This is a genomic window from Clostridium sp. MF28 (assembly GCF_002969175.1).
Taxonomy (GTDB): Bacteria; Bacillota; Clostridia; order Clostridiales; family Clostridiaceae; genus Clostridium; species Clostridium beijerinckii.
The window spans coordinates 5,080,529-5,101,618 of the sequence record NZ_CP014331.1; the positions used below are offsets into that span (position 1 = coordinate 5,080,529).

At 31.0% G+C, this 21,090-nt stretch carries 15 protein-coding genes; 13 read left to right on the plus strand and 2 right to left on the minus strand.

Annotated elements, in window-relative coordinates:
* Positions 1 to 304: 304 nt before the first annotated feature.
* On the plus strand, positions 305 to 2,143 hold the full coding sequence (locus tag AXY43_RS22330) for a S8 family peptidase (protein ID WP_105412178.1): 1,839 nt from the start codon (positions 305 to 307) through the stop codon (positions 2,141 to 2,143).
* Positions 2,144 to 2,376: 233 nt separating this feature from the next.
* Positions 2,377 to 2,541, plus strand: coding sequence for a CDIF630_02480 family spore surface protein (locus AXY43_RS22335; RefSeq protein ID WP_011968789.1), 165 nt, complete (start codon positions 2,377 to 2,379; stop codon positions 2,539 to 2,541).
* Positions 2,542 to 2,885: 344 nt separating this feature from the next.
* On the opposite strand, the gene nifJ is transcribed toward AXY43_RS22335, so the two are convergent.
* Positions 2,886 to 6,404, minus strand: coding sequence for a pyruvate:ferredoxin (flavodoxin) oxidoreductase (nifJ, locus tag AXY43_RS22340; RefSeq protein WP_105412179.1), 3,519 nt, complete (start codon positions 6,402 to 6,404; stop codon positions 2,886 to 2,888).
* 395 nt (positions 6,405 to 6,799) lie between these two features.
* On the opposite strand from nifJ, the gene kdpF reads away from it, so the two are divergent.
* The 7 genes from kdpF (at position 6,800) to AXY43_RS22375 (ending at position 15,227) form a co-directional block, all read left to right on the plus strand.
* Positions 6,800 to 6,877: a K(+)-transporting ATPase subunit F gene (gene kdpF / locus AXY43_RS28765; RefSeq protein ID WP_077310054.1), complete on the plus strand. Its 78-nt coding sequence runs from the start codon at positions 6,800 to 6,802 to the stop codon at positions 6,875 to 6,877.
* 32 nt (positions 6,878 to 6,909) lie between these two features.
* On the plus strand, positions 6,910 to 8,589 hold the full coding sequence (kdpA, locus tag AXY43_RS22350) for a potassium-transporting ATPase subunit KdpA (RefSeq protein WP_039773324.1): 1,680 nt from the start codon (positions 6,910 to 6,912) through the stop codon (positions 8,587 to 8,589).
* A 34-nt stretch (positions 8,590 to 8,623) separates the two neighbouring features.
* Positions 8,624 to 10,687 (plus strand): potassium-transporting ATPase subunit KdpB, encoded by a 2,064-nt coding sequence (gene kdpB / locus AXY43_RS22355; RefSeq protein ID WP_105412180.1) that lies wholly within the window; start codon positions 8,624 to 8,626, stop codon positions 10,685 to 10,687.
* Between the two features lie 66 nt (positions 10,688 to 10,753).
* Positions 10,754 to 11,380, plus strand: a complete 627-nt coding sequence (locus tag AXY43_RS22360) for a K(+)-transporting ATPase subunit C (RefSeq protein WP_105412181.1) — start codon at positions 10,754 to 10,756, stop codon at positions 11,378 to 11,380.
* Positions 11,381 to 11,427: 47 nt separating this feature from the next.
* Positions 11,428 to 11,715, plus strand: coding sequence for a hypothetical protein (locus AXY43_RS22365; RefSeq protein WP_105412182.1), 288 nt, complete (start codon positions 11,428 to 11,430; stop codon positions 11,713 to 11,715).
* Positions 11,716 to 11,824: 109 nt separating this feature from the next.
* Positions 11,825 to 14,536 (plus strand): sensor histidine kinase, encoded by a 2,712-nt coding sequence (locus tag AXY43_RS22370; protein WP_105412183.1) that lies wholly within the window; start codon positions 11,825 to 11,827, stop codon positions 14,534 to 14,536.
* Complete coding sequence (locus AXY43_RS22375; protein ID WP_039773319.1) at positions 14,529 to 15,227, plus strand: response regulator; 699 nt, start codon at positions 14,529 to 14,531, stop codon at positions 15,225 to 15,227. The genes AXY43_RS22370 and AXY43_RS22375 overlap by 8 nt, the downstream gene beginning before the upstream one ends.
* A 48-nt stretch (positions 15,228 to 15,275) precedes the next feature.
* Here AXY43_RS22375 and AXY43_RS22380 read toward each other — a convergent pair whose 3' ends face one another.
* On the minus strand, positions 15,276 to 15,854 hold the full coding sequence (locus AXY43_RS22380) for a 5' nucleotidase, NT5C type (protein WP_023976864.1): 579 nt from the start codon (positions 15,852 to 15,854) through the stop codon (positions 15,276 to 15,278).
* A 536-nt stretch (positions 15,855 to 16,390) separates the two neighbouring features.
* On the opposite strand from AXY43_RS22380, the gene AXY43_RS28120 reads away from it, so the two are divergent.
* The 4 genes from AXY43_RS28120 to AXY43_RS22395 all read left to right on the plus strand — a co-directional run bounded on the left by AXY43_RS28120 (position 16,391) and on the right by AXY43_RS22395 (position 20,912).
* Complete coding sequence (locus tag AXY43_RS28120) at positions 16,391 to 16,540, plus strand: hypothetical protein (protein WP_017211431.1); 150 nt, start codon at positions 16,391 to 16,393, stop codon at positions 16,538 to 16,540.
* A gap of 487 nt (positions 16,541 to 17,027) precedes the next feature.
* Positions 17,028 to 17,519, plus strand: a complete 492-nt coding sequence (locus AXY43_RS22385; protein ID WP_077856405.1) for a 2Fe-2S iron-sulfur cluster-binding protein — start codon at positions 17,028 to 17,030, stop codon at positions 17,517 to 17,519.
* 797 nt (positions 17,520 to 18,316) lie between these two features.
* The gene (locus tag AXY43_RS22390) at positions 18,317 to 18,805 is read left to right on the plus strand and encodes a hypothetical protein (protein WP_241395415.1); all 489 of its coding nucleotides are present in this window, start codon (positions 18,317 to 18,319) and stop codon (positions 18,803 to 18,805) included.
* Positions 18,806 to 18,965: 160 nt separating this feature from the next.
* On the plus strand, positions 18,966 to 20,912 hold the full coding sequence (locus tag AXY43_RS22395; protein WP_023976861.1) for a sigma-54-dependent Fis family transcriptional regulator: 1,947 nt from the start codon (positions 18,966 to 18,968) through the stop codon (positions 20,910 to 20,912).
* Positions 20,913 to 21,090: the final 178 nt, after the last annotated feature.

Consider the following 21,090-nt stretch of genomic DNA (forward strand, 5'->3'; position numbering starts at 1 on the left):
ACTAGGACATTTGGAACAACTTATAGCCAAAGAATCACATCCATCAAAATTACCAATGAAACATTCCACAAAAGTATATTACTCATTTCTGATTGGAAGATATTTCATAGTCTAAGTATAGTCTATGATTGTCTTATCTATACTTTTAATAAATTTATGACCCATACTAATATTTATAAATATTAGTATGGGTCGCATTTTTATAAATATGATAAGGCCATTTAATTATATTTATATTTTCATAATGAATAATTTGTACTTTATCTAAATACTATTAAATATAAGTAATACTAAGGAGTCTGCTTTGCCTAGTTTTAAGAAGTGTAGTTTATATTATGGAGGAATGCCTAATTATTTAGTTCAATATAGAGGAGATTTTAGAGGTCAAATAGACAAAGTATCTTATGCGTGTGGAGATGTAATTACTGATACTATCGCGGTTGTATCTGCTTCACCAGAAGATTTAGTTAGATTGGCTAAGGATGTACCATCGATTCTTTACATAGATCCTAGAAGTAAGTACGTATTACAAGATATATCTCCGTCAAGTGTAGATAATATAAATGCAATTAAAATTAATCCTTACTTGGACTTAAATGGTAGAGGTGTCCTTATAGGCATGGTTGACACTGGAATAGATTATTTAAATGAAGAATTTATAAGGGAAGATGATACTTCAAGAATAATAAGTCTTTGGGATCAAACTATTCCTGATTCTGATGATACCTCAGTTTACATAGGAAAAACCTTTAATAATGAAGAGATTACTAATGCAGTCAAGGCTTATAGAAATAAACAGGATCCATATTTAATTGTACCTTCAAGAGATGAAGTTGGGCATGGAACTCAAATGGCCGGTATCATTGGAGCAAGGGGGTATAATGCCGATGTTCAAGGGATAGCTTCTGGATGTGAGTTTGTGGTTGTAAAACTTTATGAGTCCATGGAATTCAGGGAAGAGCTCATAGCAAATGGTATTCCATATACACCAGTATATAATGATTCAGAGGTATTAGCAGCGATAGATTATTTAAAAAATGCTTCAGTAAGTCTTAATAGACCAATGGTTATATATATTGGAGTTGGAACAACAGAAGGTAGTCATGATGGTAATAATTTAATTTCAAGATATATAGCATCGCTAGGAAGGCTTAGAGGACTAATTACAGTTGCTGGTGTTGGAAATGAAGGCGCTTCAGAAGGTCATGCTTCGGGAATTATAAAGCAAACAGGGGATATAGTTTCTATAGAATTAAGAATATCAAAGGAAATGAAATATTTTTCCTTTACAATTTGGGTAATAAAACCTAATAGGGCATCTATAAATGTAATTTCGCCTAATGGAGAATCATCTAAATTCATTAAAGCGAAAGCCAATGAAATACAAAATGTTAATTTTGTATTTTTTAAGACTCGAATGACTGTGAAATATTATGTTCCGGAATATTTTACAGGCCATGAAGCAATAGCCATAAATTTTGATAGCATAAAAGCTGGAATATGGACATTGCAGTTACGAGGAGATTATATAACTGATGGAAGATATCACATTTGGCTTCCGCCACAAAAAACATTACCGGAGAATACAAGATTTCTTCAAGCAGACCCATTTAGTACGTTAACAATACCATCTACAGCCAGGAGAGTAGCTACAATAGCTTATTACGGAAATGATAATGCGTTGATCGCAGCATCTGGGAAAGGTCCGAATGTTAATGTAGATATAAATAACCCAGATTTAGCGACTTTAGGGATAGATGTATTAACTACAAAAGTAGGAGGGGGAACTACAACTGTATCTGGTAGCTCGGTGGCTGCTGCGATAATTTCTGGGGCTTGCGCACTTTTGTTGCAATGGGGAGTTGTTAATGGAAATGACAAAACCATGTTTTCAGCGAAAGTTATAGCATATTTGATTTTGGGCGCTGATAGAAGTAACTCGACATATAGATATCCTAATAGGGAAATAGGGTATGGATTTTTTGATTTACTTGGTACATTTAATATTATTAGCCGAAGTTATAGAATGAACTTAGATTTAAAAGAAAAAGATGAAGTCAGCATGGAGAAAAACTGTATTGAATATAGTGTGAGAAATCTATTTATAAGACTTCCGAAAACAAATATGGAAATATTAAAATAAAAAATATGAGGATAATTAAGAAGATTTTTTTTATATAATAATAAAGTCTAGTATCAAAACTTGCATTATTTATGAAGAGTCCATTCCAAATTTATTTAGATTTTAACCCAATATGTAATTAAATAATTATCATGTTGCAAATTAACTCTAGTCATACTTTTCATTTTTAAGTAAATACTATTACTGATCTAAATTTATTAGAATAATTTTGGATAGTAAAAGGAGGTTTACACATGACAAATAAATTTAAAGAAAAGTTCGTTGGAATGCCAATAGAAAAGCATGATGCAGCAGCATGGGCTAATATGGAAGACGCACAACCTGTATCTAATGTGAACATTCCTAGCGAAGTACAAGTTAGAAATGCAAAAGAATATGTAGATACAAATCAAAAGTAAGATCTATAGTTTAAGATTCAGTTAACCGAAATGACAGGTACTCTGTTGCTTCGGTTGCTATAGAATAGAGTTGTGAATTTCTAACAGCAAAAGTTGTTCCATTTACGCATGCTCCTTAGACGTGCTAAGGACAAGCGAGAATGGAACAACTTTTGCTGAAGAAATTGCTACGACTCTATTCTAAATGCAACGCTGCACAAAAGAGTACCTGCCATTTCTAGTGTGGAATATATTTTAAACTATAAATGTAACTTGAAATTGAGGTATTTATAGAAAAATCCCCGGAAAATCGGGGATTTTTTATTTTGGTTACTATTTACATGTATGTTATTTGGAGCTTTTTACTAATATTGCATATCAGCTAAGCGCTTATAAGTTTCATATCTTTCTTTTGCATTCTTTTCTGCTTCATCAAATAATTTATCGGCTACCTCTGGGAATACGTTCATTAATGATGAGTAACGTATTTCTCCATGTAAGAAGTCTTTATATGGAGCAGAAGGTTCTTTTGATTCAAGTAAGAATGGGTTTTTACCTTCATCTTTTAATAATGGGTTATATCTATATAGATGCCAATATCCAGACTCAACAGCTTTCTTTTCTTCTTTTATACTGTTACCCATACCAACTTTTATACCATGGCTTATACATGGAGCATAAGCTATAATGATTGATGGTCCTGGATATTTTTCAGCTTCAGCTATTACCTTAATGGCATGATTCATGTTTGCACCCATAGCTATTTGAGCAACATACACGTAGCCATAGCTCATAGCCATAAGTCCTAAATCTTTCTTTCTAGTTTTCTTACCTGCTGCTGCGAATTTAGCAACTTGAGCAGTTTGAGTAGATTTTGAAGCCTGCCCTCCAGTATTAGAGTAGATTTCTGTGTCCATTACAAATATGTTTACATCATCACCCATAGCAAGCACTTGATCCACTCCACCGTAGCCTATATCGTAAGCCCATCCGTCTCCACCGAGTATCCAGTGAGACTTTTTAACTAAATAATCTTTTCTTTCTAATATCTCTTTTGCAATTTCATTATTAGAATTTTTTAGAACTTCTAAAACTTTAGAAGAAGCTGTTTTTGATCCGTTTCCATCATTGAAGTTATCAAGCCAATCGCGGAAAGCATTCTTAATCTCGTCATTAAAGTCAGATGATTCTAAACCTTCGTTCATTAAATCTGCTAGCTTTTCTCTTATTTGTTTAACACCTAGGAAAATACCATATCCAAATTCGGCATTGTCTTCAAATAATGAATTTGCCCAAGCTGGACCTTTTCCTTCAGCATTTGTGGTATAAGCTATAGAAGGAGCACTTGCACCCCATATAGATGAACATCCAGTTGCATTAGCAATTATCATTCTTTCACCAAAAAGTTGTGTTAGAAGTCTTATATATGGAGTCTCTCCACATCCAGGGCAAGCACCGTTGAATTCTAGGAGAGGTCTAACTAATTGGCTGCCTTTTAAGGTATTTCTATCAATCAAGTCTTCCTTAGGTGTAAGCTTCATTGCGTATTCCCAGTTTTCAGCTTGCTCTAATATTTGTTCTTCAGCCGGTTTCATTATAAGAGCTTTACCAGGAGCAGGACATACATCAGCGCAGTTGCCGCAGCCTGTGCAGTCTAGAGGAGCTATTTGTATTCTATAACCGTAGTTTTCTAGACCTTTTCCAGCAGCCTTCTTTGTAATGAAGTCCTCAGGAGCATTCTTCATTTCGCTTTCATCAACTAAGAATTGGCGTACTGTAGCATGAGGGCATATAAACGCACATTGACCACATTGTATACACTTATCTGTTTGCCATTCAGGAACATTAACAGCTATACCACGTTTTTCATAGGCTGTAGTTCCAAGAGGGAAAGTACCATCTTCCATTCCTTTAAATGTACTTGTTGGTAATTCATCACCTTCAAGTCTTGCCATAGGACGTTGAATATTTTTAACAAAGTCTGGTTCGTCTTTAACTGGTTTATCACTATCTTTAGCATTGGCCCAAGATTCAGGTATACTAATTTCGTTCAATGAATCTATTCCTCTATCAACAGCATCATGATTCATTTTTACTATTTTATCACCTTTTTTACCATACAAGTGGGAAATTGAATCTTTTAAATATTTAGCTGCATCTTCAACAGGAATAACATTAGCAAGTTTAAAGAATGCAGATTGCATTATCATATTAATTCTATTTCCAAGACCTATTTCGCCAGCAATAGCAATTGCATCTATAGTATAGAATTTAATATTATTTTTTGCCATATATCTCTTATATGCTGCAGGTAATTTATCTTCAATTTCATCCTTATTCCATGGGCAGTTAAGTACAAAAGTTCCATTCTTTTTTAGCCCCTTTAAGACATCAAAATTATAGATAAAGGATTTGTTGTGACAAGCAACATAATCTGCATTATAAACTAAATAAGGAGATTTTATAGGGCTTTTTCCAAATCTTAAATGGGACACTGTAGTACCACCAGACTTTTTACTATCATAAGAAAAATATGCTTGAGCATATAAATTCGTATTATCACCTATAATTTTAACAGCACTCTTATTCGCTCCAACTGTACCATCTGATCCTAATCCCCAGAATTTACAGCTTATAGTTCCTTGTGGTGTAGTATCAATTATTTCTCCTTCAGGCAGAGAAGTGTTAGTAATATCATCAACTATACCAACAGTGAAATTATCTTTTGGCTTATCTGAATTTAAATTGCCAAAAACAGAAATAATTTGAGACGGTCTTGTATCTTTAGATGCCAACCCATATCTTCCACCAACTATCACTGGTTTGTTATCTTTATTATAGAAAAGCTTAGTAACATCTAAGTATAATGGCTCAGCAGGTGCACCAGGTTCTTTTGTTCTATCTAATACAGCTATTTTCTTAACAGACTTAGGTAAAACGTTAAAGAAGTACTTATCACAGAAAGGTCTGTATAAATGAACCTTTATCATACCTACTTTTTCGCCTTTTTCTCTTAAATAGTCTACAACTTCGCTTATAGTGTCACAAACTGAACCTATGGCTACTATAACTCTTTCAGCTTCAGGATCTCCATAGTAATCAAATGGGTGATATTCTCTTCCAGTGATATTTTTTAATTCTTTCATATAATTTTCTACAATATCAGGCACTGCATTAAAGAAAGGATTTTGTGCTTCTCTTCCTTGGAAGTAGATATCAGGATTTTGTGCTGTACCTCTAGCAACTGGATGTTCAGGATTTAAAGCTCTATCTCTGAAAGCTTTTAAAGCAGCTTTATCTAAGAGTTTAGTTACTTCTCCAAAATCAGGTACCTCAATTTTTTGGTATTCATGCGATGTTCTAAAACCATCAAAGAAATGAGTAAATGGAACTCTTCCTTTAATTGCACTTAAATGGGCTATACATGCTAAATCCATTACCTCTTGAACACTGCTTGATGCAAGCATAGCAAATCCAGTTTGTCTAGTTGCCATAACATCTTGGTGATCTCCGAAAATTGATAATGCGTGAGTTGCAATTGCACGAGCAGTTACATGAAATACTGCAGGCAAAAGTTCTCCAGCAATCTTATACATGTTTGGTATCATAAGCAGCAAGCCTTGTGATGCTGTATATGTAGTAGTTAGTGCACCAGCTTGGAGTGATCCGTGTACTGCACCAGCTGCACCAGCTTCAGATTGCATTTCAGCAACCTTAATTGGTTGATTAAACATATTTTTCTTTCCGTGAGCAGACCATTCATCAACCCCCTCGGCCATAGGTGTAGAAGGAGTTATAGGATATATTGCAGCTACTTCAGTAAAATTATAGGAAGCATATGCTGCGGCTTGATTTCCGTCCATTGTTTTTGTGACTTTTTGCATTAGGCTAATCCTCCTCTTCAATTTTTATAGAAAATCATAATTTATTTATCTCATTTATTATTTGAAAACCGAGGAAAAGTATACATATTTCTGATAAGCCGTACATTTAGTAATAATTTATATTAAATTATGGACATGAAAAATATTAAATATAAAATTGTATAAACGAAATCTTTATACAATCTTTATGCAGAAGAAAAAAGTCTTAATCCAATCTTTATATTATAGCTAGTAATATTTATATATGAGATATGAATGGCGAAAGGAGAAATATGATGATGCTAGATTTTATTTTTTTGACATCATTATTTGTAGGATTTTTTTCTATCATACTGTTTACTAATTGGTGTGAAAAACAAACTAACAAGTAAAAGAAAATAAATGGGGGAATATAAATGCTAAGTTTAGTTGTAATTATAATTTTACTTTTTGGATATTTAGGGTATGCACTATTTAATCCAGAGAAATTTTAAAATTATTAGTAGTGGAACTAGGAGGAATAGTTATGGAGTGGTTACAAATAATAATAACTTTACTACTTTTTATGATAATAGTATTACCAGTTGGAAAGTATCTATATTATGTTAGCGCTGGTCATAAAATCGTTGGAGACAAGCTATTTGATAAAATCGATAACTTTATCTACAAGATATGTGGAATAAGTAAAGATGATGAAATGGATTGGAAAGAATATATTTTTTCTATTATAGCAGTGAATGCTGCAATGGTATTTATAGGATATATAATGCTTAGAGCTCAAGGCTTTTTATTTTTTAATCCAAATAAAATAAATGGAATGGAACAAAGTCTATCTTTTAATACAATTATAAGTTTTATGACTAATACAAATCTTCAAGATTATAGTGGAGAATCAGGACTTTCTCATTTTAGTCAAATGATAGTGATTATTTTTATGATGTTTACATCAGCAGCAACAGGCTTTTCAGCAGCTATTGCTTTTATGAGAGGAATAATTGGAAGAAAGGGAATGGGAAACTTTTTTGTTGATATGACAAGAGTTACAACAAGAGTTTTATTGCCACTATCAATAATAATAGGAATCCTTTTAGTAAGTCAAGGTGTACCACAAACTTTATCGGGAACTAAAACAGTTACTACAATAGAAGGTAAAATGCAAGATATAGCAATTGGCCCGGTAGCAGCTCTTGAATCAATTAAGCATATAGGTACAAACGGCGGAGGTTTCTTCGGGGCAAATTCGGCTCACCCATTTGAAAATCCAACACCTATATCAAATTTAATTGAAATACTATCTATGATGATACTTCCAGGAGCACTAGTTTATACTTTTGGGTTAATGCTTAGAAATAAAAAACAAGGCTGGACCATATTTGGAGCAATGGCTGGAATATTTATAATAGCACTTCCAATATGTTATTATGCAGAAAAGGCTGGAAATCCAGCATTAGCACATGTGGGACTAAATCAACTTATGGGGAATATGGAAGGGAAAGAAGTGAGATTTGGAGTAGGACAATCTGCATTATTTACGACAGTAACTACGTCCTTCACAACAGGAACAGTTAATAATATGCATGATTCCTTAACACCTATAGGTGGAGCAGTTGCTCTTATGAATATGATGCTTAATGTTGTATTCGGAGGTAAGGGCGTAGGCTTTATGAATATGATGATGTATGCTATTCTTACTGTCTTTTTATGTGGACTTATGGTTGGAAGAACACCAGAATTTTTATCAAAGAAAATTGAAGGTAAAGAAATTAAGCTTATAGCATTAGCTATAATAATTCACCCATTACTAATATTGATGTTTTCAACTTTGGCATTAATATCGCCAGAGGGAATTGCAGGAATATCAAATTCAGGATTTCATGGGTTAACTCAAATAGTTTATCAATTTACATCCTCAGCAGCAAATAATGGTTCTGGATTTGAAGGGTTAGGAGATAATACTCTGTTTTGGAATACTACGACAGGTATAGTGATGTTTTATGGAAGATATTTATCAATTATAATTCTTCTTTCAGTAGCTGGCTCTTTAGCCGCCAAAAGAACAATTCCAACAACAATAGGAACTTTTAGAACAGATAATACAATGTTTGCATTAACTCTAATTGCAATTGTTTTAATAATTGGAGCATTAACATTTTTACCTGCTTTGGCGCTTGGACCAATAGCAGAACATTTAACATTGTGGAATTGATTATTATGAAGTAGAAAGCAAGGAGAAAAATAATATGAGTGATAAAAGAAAAAAGTCTAAATTTATTACAAGAGATATATTAAGAGAATCGATTATAGAGTCCTTTAAGAAATTAAATCCTAAATATATGATAAAGAATCCAGTTATGTTTGTTGTTGAAGTGGGTTTTGTTATAACTTTATTGCTTACATTTTATCCAAGCTTATTTGGAGATAAAGGAAGTAATTTAAGAATATATAATTTTATTGTAGCTCTAATATTGTTTATAACAGTACTTTTTGCAAATTTTGCGGAAGCCGTAGCTGAGGGTAGAGGAAAGGCTCAAGCTGAGAATTTAAAGAAAATGCGTAAAGATACTGTAGCAAAATTGTTGAATCCTGATGGAACAACTAAAGTCATAAATGCAAATGAATTAAAAAAAGGAGATATAGTTTTAGTTGAAAATGGAGATATAATTCCTAATGATGGTGAAGTCGTAGAAGGAATAGCCTCTGTTGATGAATCTGCAATAACTGGTGAGTCAGCACCTGTTATGAAAGAACGTGGAGGAGATTTTGCATCAGTTACAGGAGGAACAAAGGTTGTAAGTGACTGGCTAAAGATCGAGATAACAGCAACACCAGGTGAGTCATTTTTGGATAAAATGATATCTCTTGTAGAGGGAGCATCAAGACAAAAAACTCCAAATGAAATTGCGCTTAATACTGTACTTGTTAGCTTAACAATTATATTTCTTATAGTTATAGTTGCACTTTATCCAATGGCTAATTACTCGGGTGTTTCAATTTATATTTCAACTTTAATAGCACTTCTTGTTTGTTTAATACCAACAACAATTGGTGGTCTATTATCAGCTATTGGGATTGCGGGTATGGATAGAGTTACTAAATTCAATGTTATAGCTATGTCAGGAAAAGCTGTAGAAGCCTGCGGCGATATTGATACAATGCTTCTTGATAAGACAGGTACTATAACATTTGGTAATAGATTAGCCTCGGATTTTATACCAGTTGACAACGTAAGGAAATTAGATTTAATAAATTATTCAGTAATCTGTTCAATAAAAGATGATACACCAGAAGGAAAATCAATAGTTGATCTTGCTAGAAGAAGCGAAGCAACAATTAATGAAGAAGAGTATAAAAATTTAGATTTTATTGAGTTTACAGCTCAAACAAGAATGAGCGGAGTGGACTTGCCTGATGGTACTGATATAAGAAAGGGAGCTTCTGATTCTATAAGAAACAGAATAAAAGAAATGGGAGGAATTATTCCAGATGATTTAGATGAAGCTGTTAGCAGAGTATCGAAACTTGGAGGAACACCTCTTGTAGTTTGCGTAAACAATAAAATATACGGAGTTATATATCTTAAAGATACCGTTAAGCCAGGTCTTGCTCTCAGATTTCAAAGACTTAGAGAAATCGGGATTAAAACAGTTATGTGTACTGGTGATAATCCATTAACTGCTGCAACTATTGCTAAAGAAGCTGGTGTAGATGAATTTATAGCTGAATGTAAACCAGAAGATAAAATTGATGCAATTAAAAGAGAGCAAGAACAAGGTAAACTTGTAGCCATGACTGGAGATGGAACCAATGATGCACCAGCTCTAGCACAGGCAGATGTAGGGCTTGCCATGAATAGTGGAACCACAGCGGCTAAAGAAGCAGCTAATATGGTAGATTTAGATTCGGATCCAACAAAAATTCTTGAGGTAGTTGAAATAGGAAAACAATTATTGATTACAAGGGGGGCTTTAACTACTTTCAGTATTGCTAACGATGTAGCAAAGTATTTTGCTATTATACCTGCAATATTTACAGTAGCTATACCTGAAATGCAGATTATGAATATAATGAGACTTTCAACACCATATAGTGCTATACTATCGGCTCTTATATTTAATGCAATAATAATACCACTACTTATTCCAGTAGCAATGAGAGGTGTAAAATATAAACCGATGAAAGCAGAGATGATGTTGCTCAGAAATATGCTTATTTATGGAGGCGGTGGAGTAATTATTCCATTCATAGGAATAAAGGTAATTGACATGATTATTACTCCGTTAGTTAGAATTCTTAATATTGGCTAACTTAGATAATGAAGATTATTGGCTAAGAAAAAATTATGTACCTCAATAAGAAAAGGAGATTTTTATATGAAAATAATCAAAAAATCTATTCTGTTAAGTATTACTTTTATGGTACTTTGTGGGCTTATATATCCTCTTTTAATGACTGGAATAAGCCAGTTGGTTTTTAATAAAAAAGCTAATGGAAGTATGATAACTGTTAATGGAAATGAAGTTGGATCAGAACTTATAGGACAAAATTTCACAGATCCAAGGTTCTTTAGAGGAAGAATTTCAGCTGTAAATTATAACACTTATACAGAAGCAGATAATGTACCAGATGAAAGTGGAAAAGTAGTATATAGTGGAGTGGGCTCAGGGTCACAAAATTTAGCTCCTTCCAATGAAATTCTTAGAGAAAGAGTTGAAAAAGATATAAATGATTTCTTAGCTGCTAATCCTGGAGTTAAGAAAGAAGATATACCAACAGACTTGCTTACAAGTTCTGGTTCTGGGTTAGATCCTGATATAAGTCCAAAGGCGGCAGAAATTCAAATTCCAGCAGTTTCAAAAGCCTCAGGAATAAGTGAAAGTGATCTTAAAAAATTAATTGATAAATACACCGAGGGTAGAACACTTGGAGTATTTGGCGAACCAAGAGTAAATGTTCTAAAAGTCAATATGGAAATAGCTTCACTTTTAAATATAAAGTAATTTGGGATTCTAGTTCATTTTACTTTTATAGAATGAGAGGGATTACTATGAAAAGAGTATTTTTAGGGCTTTTAGCTATTATCATAATCATTTCCATAGCGGGTTGTAATAATAATCCATATGCTGGAGAATATAAAACATCTGATAATACTATTTTAGAGCTTAATTCGAATGGTAAATGCAAGGTAATAAACAATTCTTATAAGGATGTATTTTATACGTATGGTAAGTATACTATAAATGATAATAAAATAGAAATAACTTTTGATGAGGATAAACAAAACTATATGAGAGTTAAATCTTTAAATGGAGAAGTTAAAGGAAGTGATATATAATTTCATTAGGCAGAAGGCGCAATCAAAGAAATAATAAAACAGTATGTCTTACTATTAGTTTCTTTTATGTGCCTAAGATAAAATTAAAGAAATGTTAGGAGTGATTTAAATAGATATAAATGAAAGGCCAGATCCACAGTATCTTTTAAATCAAATAAAAAAAGAAGAGAATGTGTCTTCAAGAGGAAAATTAAAAATATTTTTTGGCTATGCTGCTGGTGTTGGTAAGAGCTATGCAATGCTTATGGAAGCACATGATATGAAGAAATTGGGCTACGATGTAGTGATAGGTTATATAGAACCACATGCAAGACAAGAAACTATGGCATTGCTAAATGGACTTGAGAGTATAGAAAATAGGATTATTGAGTATAAGGGGATAACCTTAAAAGAATTTGACCTGGATATGGCTCTTATTAGAAAACCTGAAATTATGCTAGTAGACGAACTAGCTCATACAAATGCTAGTGAGCAAAGGCACAGAAAGAGATGGCAGGATATTGAGGAACTTTTAGAAGCGGGAATAAATGTTTATACGACTTTAAATGTTCAGCATATAGAAAGCTTAAATGATATAGTTGAAAGTATAACCCATATTTCAGTTAGAGAAAGAATTCCGGACAAAATATTTGATGAGGCTGATAAAGTAGAATTAATTGATATTGAACCAGATGAACTTTTGAAAAGATTTAGTGATGGAAAAGTGTATGATAAGGAACAAGCGACAAAAGCATTTAATAATTTTTTTACTAAAAATAATTTATTTGCACTTAGAGAAATTGCATTAAGAAGAACTGCTGATAGAGTAAATTATGAAGTGGAAAGCGTAAGGTTGTCAAAAGGGCAAATTACCGTAATGCCAACAGTAGATGCAATATTAGCCTGCATTTCTTCATCACCATCTTCTTCAAGGGTTATAAGAACAGCAAGGAGAATGGCAGAAGCACATCATTCAAAATGGATAGCATTTTATGTGGAAACAACAAAGTCGAGAAACTTAAGTAAAAAGGATAAGGAGAGTTTGAGTGCAAATTTTAAGTTGGCAGAAGAGTTGGGTGGAGAGATAGTAACTGTATATAGCGATGATATAGTTGAACAAATAATTCAATATGCAAAATTTAGAAATGTCACAAAGATTATAATAGGAAAAAATCATAAAAAACCAAATAATTTTTTTAGAATTTATGCTAGAGATATAGTTGATAAATTAATGGAGTCTAATTCATATATAGACGTTTATGTTATACCGAATTCAACTTTTAATAAAGAAAAAGAAAACATTATAAAAAGAAAAAAAGTAAGGGTCAGTATTTCATGGAAAGAAATTTTAACAGCTAGTTTAATAATGATTATATCTACAATGATTTCATTATTTATAGACTACATAGGATTTCGTGAAGCAAATGTCATCATGATTTTTATTCTGGGTGTAATTATAGTAAATATGAAAACTAGAGGGTATCTTTTAGGATTTATATGTTCAATCATAAGTATATTCTTATTTAATTTTCTTTTTACTGATCCAAGATATTCTCTTGAAGTTTATGATAAAAGCTACTTAGCTACTTTCCCAATAATGTTAATAGTGACATTTACAATTGGTACTCTCACAAGCAAGATACAAAGGGAAGCACAAAATTCTTTAGCAAGAGAGAATACAACACAAATTTTATATAGAGTAAGTAGAAAGTTACTAAGTGCAACAGGTACAGCTGATGTTGTGGGAATAGGGATAAAATATTTATCTAGATTATTAGAAAGAACAGTTATTTGCTACTTAGTTCAAGAAAATAAATTAACAACACCTTTTATTTATACGGCTACTAAAGGTGAGAAAGATCGGACATTGCTAAATAAAGAGGAAGAAGCTGTTGCATATTGGACATTATTAAATGATAAAGAGTCAGGTGCGGGAACTAATACTTTCTATGGAGCAAAAGGATATTATATGCCTCTGAAAAGTCATAATAAAGTATTAGGCGTGTTAGGTGTCTCTTGTATCACTGGAAACTTAAAACCAGAACAAAAATTCATTTTCGAGACTGTAGCTAGTCAAATATATATTGCTTTAGATAGAGAAATTCTCGCTGAAACTCAGAAAAATTCAAAGTTAGAAATTGAAAGTGAGAGATTAAGAAGTAATCTTTTAAGATCAATTTCCCATGATTTAAGAAGTCCACTTGCAGGGATAAAAGGAGCAATAAGTACTATCATTGAAACAGGAGAACTTCTATCTAAAGATACTAAAGATGAACTTTTCCAAGGAATTTATGATGATACTGAATGGCTTATAAGATTGGTAGAAAATTTACTCAGCATGACTAGATTTGAAGGTGGGAACATGAAAATTAAAAAGAACCTTGAACTCGTAGAAGAAGTTGTATATGAAGCAGTTCAAAGAACTTCAAAACGCTTGAAGGATCATGAGATAAAGGTAACAGTTCCAGAAGATGTTATAATGTTATCTATGGATGGAAATTTAATTGAGCAAGTTCTTATAAATCTTTTTGATAATGCTATTAAGTTTACTCCTAAGGAAGCTTTAATTGAGGTTAAAGTATATGAGGAAGTAGGCGATGTTATATTTGAGGTAATAGATGATGGGATAGGAATATCAGAAGAAATATTACCACATATATTTGATAGATTTTTTACAAATGGAGATAAAATATCTGATTCAAGAAGAGGTGTTGGGCTTGGGCTCGCAATTTGTAAATCTATAGTTGAAGGACATGGTGGGAAAATCAGCGCCCAGAACAAAGATGAAGGAGGCGCAATTTTTAGATTTAACATTCCAAAGGAGGGAAAGATAGATGGATAATAAGCCATATATTCTTGTAGTGGAAGATGACAGGCCCATAAGAAATTTCATAACAGCATCATTAAAAGCACAAGGATTTAATTATATAGAAACAGAGAAAGGAATTGAAGCTATTGCGCTTTCTATGTCTCATAAACCAGACTTGATAATATTGGATTTAGGGCTTCCAGATATTGATGGAATCAATGTTATCACAAAAGTAAGAGAGTGGTCTAAAATACCTATAATAATAGTTTCAGCAAGAGAAAATGAAAGACAGAAGATTGAAGCTTTAGACAAAGGAGCAGATGATTATTTGACTAAGCCTTTTGGAATTGGAGAATTATTAGCTAGGATTAGAGTTTCTTTAAGGCACAGTGTAACAAATACATCTGAAAATAAAAATACAGAAATATTTAAGGTTAAGGGATTGGTTGTTGATTTTAATAAAAGAAAAGTTAGTATAGATGACGAGGATATACATCTAACCCCTATAGAATATAAAATAATGGCACTACTTTGTAAATATGCAGGAAAAGTATTAACCCATAATTTCATAATTAATGAAATTTGGGGTGCAGCTTTAGGTAATGAAACTCAATCACTTAGGGTTTTTATGGCAAGCCTTAGAAGGAAAATAGAGAAGAATCCAGCACAGCCACAATATATTTATACAGAAGTTGGTGTTGGATACAGGCTGATAGATGATTAGTTATTAAGATAAAAGCTTATCCTAATTCTTTTAAGGAGAGGCTTTTTTTTAAACAGCTTTAATTTGTGAAGATAGTTCTGTTATAATTAAGAATATTTCATTCCAATTATTAACTCTAGTTATTTTATCATTTATAGGTTTCCTGTTATAATTTGTATCCATAAGAAGAACATTGAATCCTGCCTCCGATAACTGAATTGCATTATTGTAGTTATCTTCAATAAAAACATTACAATCTAATTCGTGTGCTTTGTCAACCTTGTAGTGGCTACCTAAAACAAATAAGTTATCATAAGGTATTTCATTGTTTCTTAAAAATAGATGAGTCAGTGTTTTTAGCTCTAAATCTCTAGCTGTCACAAAATATATATTATGAAATTGATGCAATGCAGTTATAACAAGTTTAGCACCATCTCTTAGTTTTTGATCTGAGTGGAGTTTGAACTTATTTCTATTATAGAAATCGTCATATTCCTGCCTTTTTATACCCATAACTTCATGAATTTCATATTCTGTTACCTGATCTTCCGTTATATTCTTCTTAAAATATTTATTCGCCATATCTAGCCAGTCATAAGCCTTAGTTATCGTTCCGTCGATATCAATACAGATATTTAAAGTATTCATTTTATTTACATCTCCTTTATTAAATATTTATATTAGAAAACTTCCACAAGGTTATTCTTAATTGAGGAAGCAAAGAATGGTTAAATTCTTTATAGATATAGTATATTTATAAAAAGCTAAGATAGCATTAAAGGTATGTTAATGTTGTGTTACTTTTATGAATAATAAAATAATGTTAGTTTAGTATAGTAACCAATATAATATTTTTAACGTTCTTTTAAAGTTTTACGTGTAGAAATTTAACAATTTTATTGTATGATAGAAATAAATAGATTTAGAAAGGTTGTATTTAAAGAAATTTACTAATTTAATGCTTATATTAAATATAATTTATACGCATTATGGTGAAAAATTAGAAATGTGATGTATAATTACAGTAAAAGATAAATAAATTTTAAGTACAGCGTTTTATAGAATAAATGATGTGATTTTAATACTATACAAAATAATTAATGTGTACAAACTTAATATATTTACCATTGACTTTATGTAATGATGAAATTTTATTTCAAAAATAAAAAGGATGGTGGGATAATATGACTCCAAAAGAACTAACTCAAAAAACAGTTAAGGATATAATTAAAAGAAGAAAGAAAGCTGAGAATGAGATTAAGGCTTATCAAAGCGATCAAACTGCAAAGAAAATGAGAAACTGGAGTGTTAGAGTTGGAGGATGTAGATGGTAATGATTTAAATATAGATCGAGTATATGGATTATATAATAAATAGAGTTACCAACAAAAGGTGACTCTATTTGTCATTTATATGTCATTTAAAATAAGTACCTTGGTTTGCTATTTATGTCATTGTTAGTGCAAAGAAATATAGAGGGAAAGTTGAAAATAGTAATATTGAGCTATTGAGGCATAGAACCCAGTAGGTTTTGTATAGTATCATGATTTAAAGTATATAATTTTAATAAAGATAAGTATTTAGAGTAATAATTTTGGATTTAAGTTTTGATTGGGAAGTTGTAGAGGTAAACAATCATATAATTTTTAGAGGGTAGCTTTACATAATTATCCTTTAAGGTAACAAACAAATTTAAAAATAAGATTGTTTATGATAAGTGAAGAAATACATAGGAATTAAACTTACAAATAATTTCAATAAAATAAAGTTACAACTGTCAATTTAAAATTATCAATATAAGATTTAAAGGAGAGGGAAAGAATGTCAGTAAGGGTTAAGTTTATAAGTGAAGTAGAAGTTAAAGATGAGAAAAAGGTTTTAAAAGCTGCTAAAAATGCTAAGGTAAAAATTAATGACTCATGTGAAGGAAAAGGAAAATGTGGAAAGTGTGTTATTAAAGTTATAGAGGGAAAACTTTCTGAACCAACTAAAGAAGAATTAAAAGTTTTAGGAAAAGAAAAAATTGATGATGGATATAGATTGGCATGCCAAACCCGTATACTTGAGGATTCAGTGATAGAAATAATAGATAGCGAAGATATAAAAGCTAAAAAGGATACTAAGTGTGGTGCTTTAAAAGTTAAGGATAGTGATAAAATAAAATTACGCAAAGAAGATATAGATGCTAATGATAAAGTAGAAGCTTCTGAAACCAAAGAGGTGAAAATTAAGATAGATAGTGATGATAATAAGTTGAACCATAAGGTGCACAACAAAGATATGGCAAAAAAGAATAAAAAATCAGATAAATAGAATATATAGAATATAAAGTACATAGACAAAAAATATAGCTAAATTAATAAGAATAGATTAGTGAATAATATTTATTTTAAAATAAGGCTTAGAAATGTTATTAAATTGCATTTCTAAGCCTTATTATTTTAGTTAGGATATATTTCATAGCCTAAGTATACCTCACCGAAATTATAAATATTTTGATTCCGAAAAGCTATGAAAATATCGCTGAAGGTTCTAAGCAGCAGGTAGTATCAACTTTAGCATGCTCCAACTTTCAGTTTGACAAGCTAAAATGGAACAACCTACAGCTAAGAACCTTTAACAGCTCATTTTCAAATGTTTTCTCCACAAATATATTTATGATTTCTAGTGAAGATATGAACTTAAAGTTTTAGTAAATTTGTAAATACATTCATCTAATAAGTTGGATTCTAAGTTTGGATACCTATATAGATAAGCCAATTATAAGTTAGATTTATACTATGAAATATATCCCAACTAGAAACTGGAACAGAAGTATGTTATTCATTTCGGCGAGTTATATGCATAAGTTAAGGTCTTAGTTGAATTATCTATATAAAATCAGCAAAAACAGAAGGAGTTTTAACATGCTTTTTACACGTAAACAAGTTTTAATTAATAATAGAGTATTACACTTAATAATGTAAATAAATAGATTTTAAAGGATAGGTGAAAGAATGTATACTAGAAATTTACTGTCTTATAATTATAAGTCTAATATAGATAGCATAGTTATAAGAAAAATTAATCTAATAAAAATGCTTTTTCTCCTGTTATTGTTAATTATTTTTTTGACAAGTATAGTAAGGTTCTATAATTTTATTGAATGTATCAATAGTAGTAGCCTCGCAGTTGATGACTTTAAAACTGATATCAGTATGCTTAGTGAAACGGTAAATACTCTTGAGACGGAAAGAACATCAAATGAGAATTTTCAAATAAATGATTTTGGATCTGATGGCAAAATAGTTGATTCTAGTGAAATTAGAACAGACTTAGCGACAGCTTTAATTAAAATTGGAGATATGGATAAGGATAAAAAGTTATCAGATGATGAAATTACAGAACTTGGGATGATGAAATTGGATACTAAAACTATTCAAAAAGAACTTAGGGAATTTCAATTTAATTTAAGATCATCAGACCATAATTTGAATAATTTTATTGTTATAACGAAGGGAAAATATGCAGGAACAATACTTTATAATGGACCTTTAAAATTTATTGATGATGAACATAAGCGTTACTTTGGATTAGAATTATGTATGGATATTAAATGATTTTCAAATTTTAGAGTAAGTTGAGAGTGATATATTTATATTATTCAAAAACTAACATCAAATTTAAATATTATTAAATTCGACATATATATTTAATAAGTTTATCATATAAGATATAATAAATGATAAATTTATCTTTGTGTAAGCATAGGAGAAATATATGGAGAATTATGTGGATTTTATTAATAAGGCTTGGAAAGACTTTATTTCTACAGGAAATGTCAATCCTAAGGTTAGAAGTGAAATTGGTGATTCATGGATAAGATGCATGAACTATGGTGTTGATCCTTATGATGGTAAGGGTCATGTTAAACATTCTAATATAAATGAATTAATTAATAAAAATAATGAACTCATATCTGTAGCTAGGCCTGTTATGGAAAGTATTTATAGCATGGTTCGAGGATCAGGATTTGCATTATTTTTAACGGATAAAGATGGATATATAGTAGATGTAATAGGCGATAACGATATAATGAAGAGAATTGAGGAATTAAACTTTCTTAAGGGTGAATTATGGTCAGAAAATGTAGTTGGAACTAATGCTATAGGGACTGCCTTATACCTTGGTAAACCAGTGCAGACTATAGGAGCAGAACATTATGGGGTAAATCAACACTCTTGGACTTGTTCTGCATCTCCTATTTATGATGAAGATGATAATTTAATTGGATGTATAAATATGTCTGGAAATTATTATAATGCACATTCTCATACGTTAGGTATAGTAACTGCTGCGGCACAATCAATACAGAAGCAAATGGCACTCGCTATTTCGTATAAGTTACTTAATGTAACATTTGATTCTATATCAGAAGGCATGATAGTTATTAATGAGTATATGAAAGTTAAAAGAATAAATGGACGAGCTTTGAAAATTCTAAATATATCATTAGAAGAAGCAATGAATATGAATATTAATGAAGTACTAAATGGTGTAGACTTTCAAAAATTATTGCAAGAAAAAAATAAATCTTTAAATAATATAGAATGGGATTTTTCTATAAATAATGACATAATAAAATGTGTTATAAATGTCTTGCCATTAAATAAAAATGGTAAGAGTAGTGGTATGGTAATAACTTTTACAGAAGTTAAGATTGTACATAAACTAGTAAATAAGTTTGTTGGATATAAAGCACAATATGAATTTAAAGACATTATGACAACAAGCAAAGAGATGGCAAATATGATAGCCTTCGCTAAAAAGGCTTCAAAAAGTGACTGCAATATACTAATACAAGGAGAAAGCGGTACTGGTAAAGAGTTGATTTCTCAGTCAATACACAATTATAGTGATAGGGCTAGAGGTCCGTTTGTCGCTGTAAATTGTGCATCAATACCTAGCGAATTAGTTGAAAGTGAATTATTTGGATACGAAAAGGGTGCTTTTACTGGAGCATCAAAAGAAGGGCATCCAGGTAAGTTTGAATTAGCAGACGGAGGGACAATTTTCCTCGATGAAATTGGTGAGCTACCATTAGATATTCAAAGTAAGCTTCTTAGGGTTTTAGATAATGGAAAGATCGTTAGAGTCGGTGGGACTTATGAGAAACAACTAAATGTTAGAGTTATTGGTGCTACTAATAGAATATTGAAAAATGAAATAAGAAGGAAAAATTTTAGGGAGGATTTATATTATAGGTTAAGTGTAATGGAAATAAAGACTATTCCATTACGAGAAAGAAAAGATGATATAGATGTACTTGTAAATGATTTTGTTCAAAGGCTAAACATAAAAAACAAAAATAAGATTATAACTGTAAGTAAGGAATATATTGATAAGTTAAAGAAATATGATTGGGACGGAAATATAAGAGAACTTAAGAATGTTGTTGAACGAGATTATTACTTAAGCGAAGATGAAATAATGAATATAGATATAAATAATTTAGATTATAATAATATGACACAAACTTTGAATGAGGAACCTCTAAATCAAGAGGAGATTAAAATAGTTCCTCTCGATGTATTAGAAGAGAATGCTATAAGGGATGCTATAAAAAAATGTGATGGAAATCTTCAACTAACATCTAAATTGTTAAGTATAGGAAGAGCAACTTTATATAGAAAGATAAAAAAATATCATATAGATGTATCAAAATGAGAAAAGAAAAATCTATGTATCAAAATGAGAAAATAAAATGTATCGTTTTGATACATTTTTCTTTTGTAGTTCATAGTTTTTATATAAAATCATACTATAAATAATAGGTAAAATAAAATTATATCAAGCAAATAACCTAAATAGCGCAAAAAAATATAATCTTAGTCATAACTTGGCA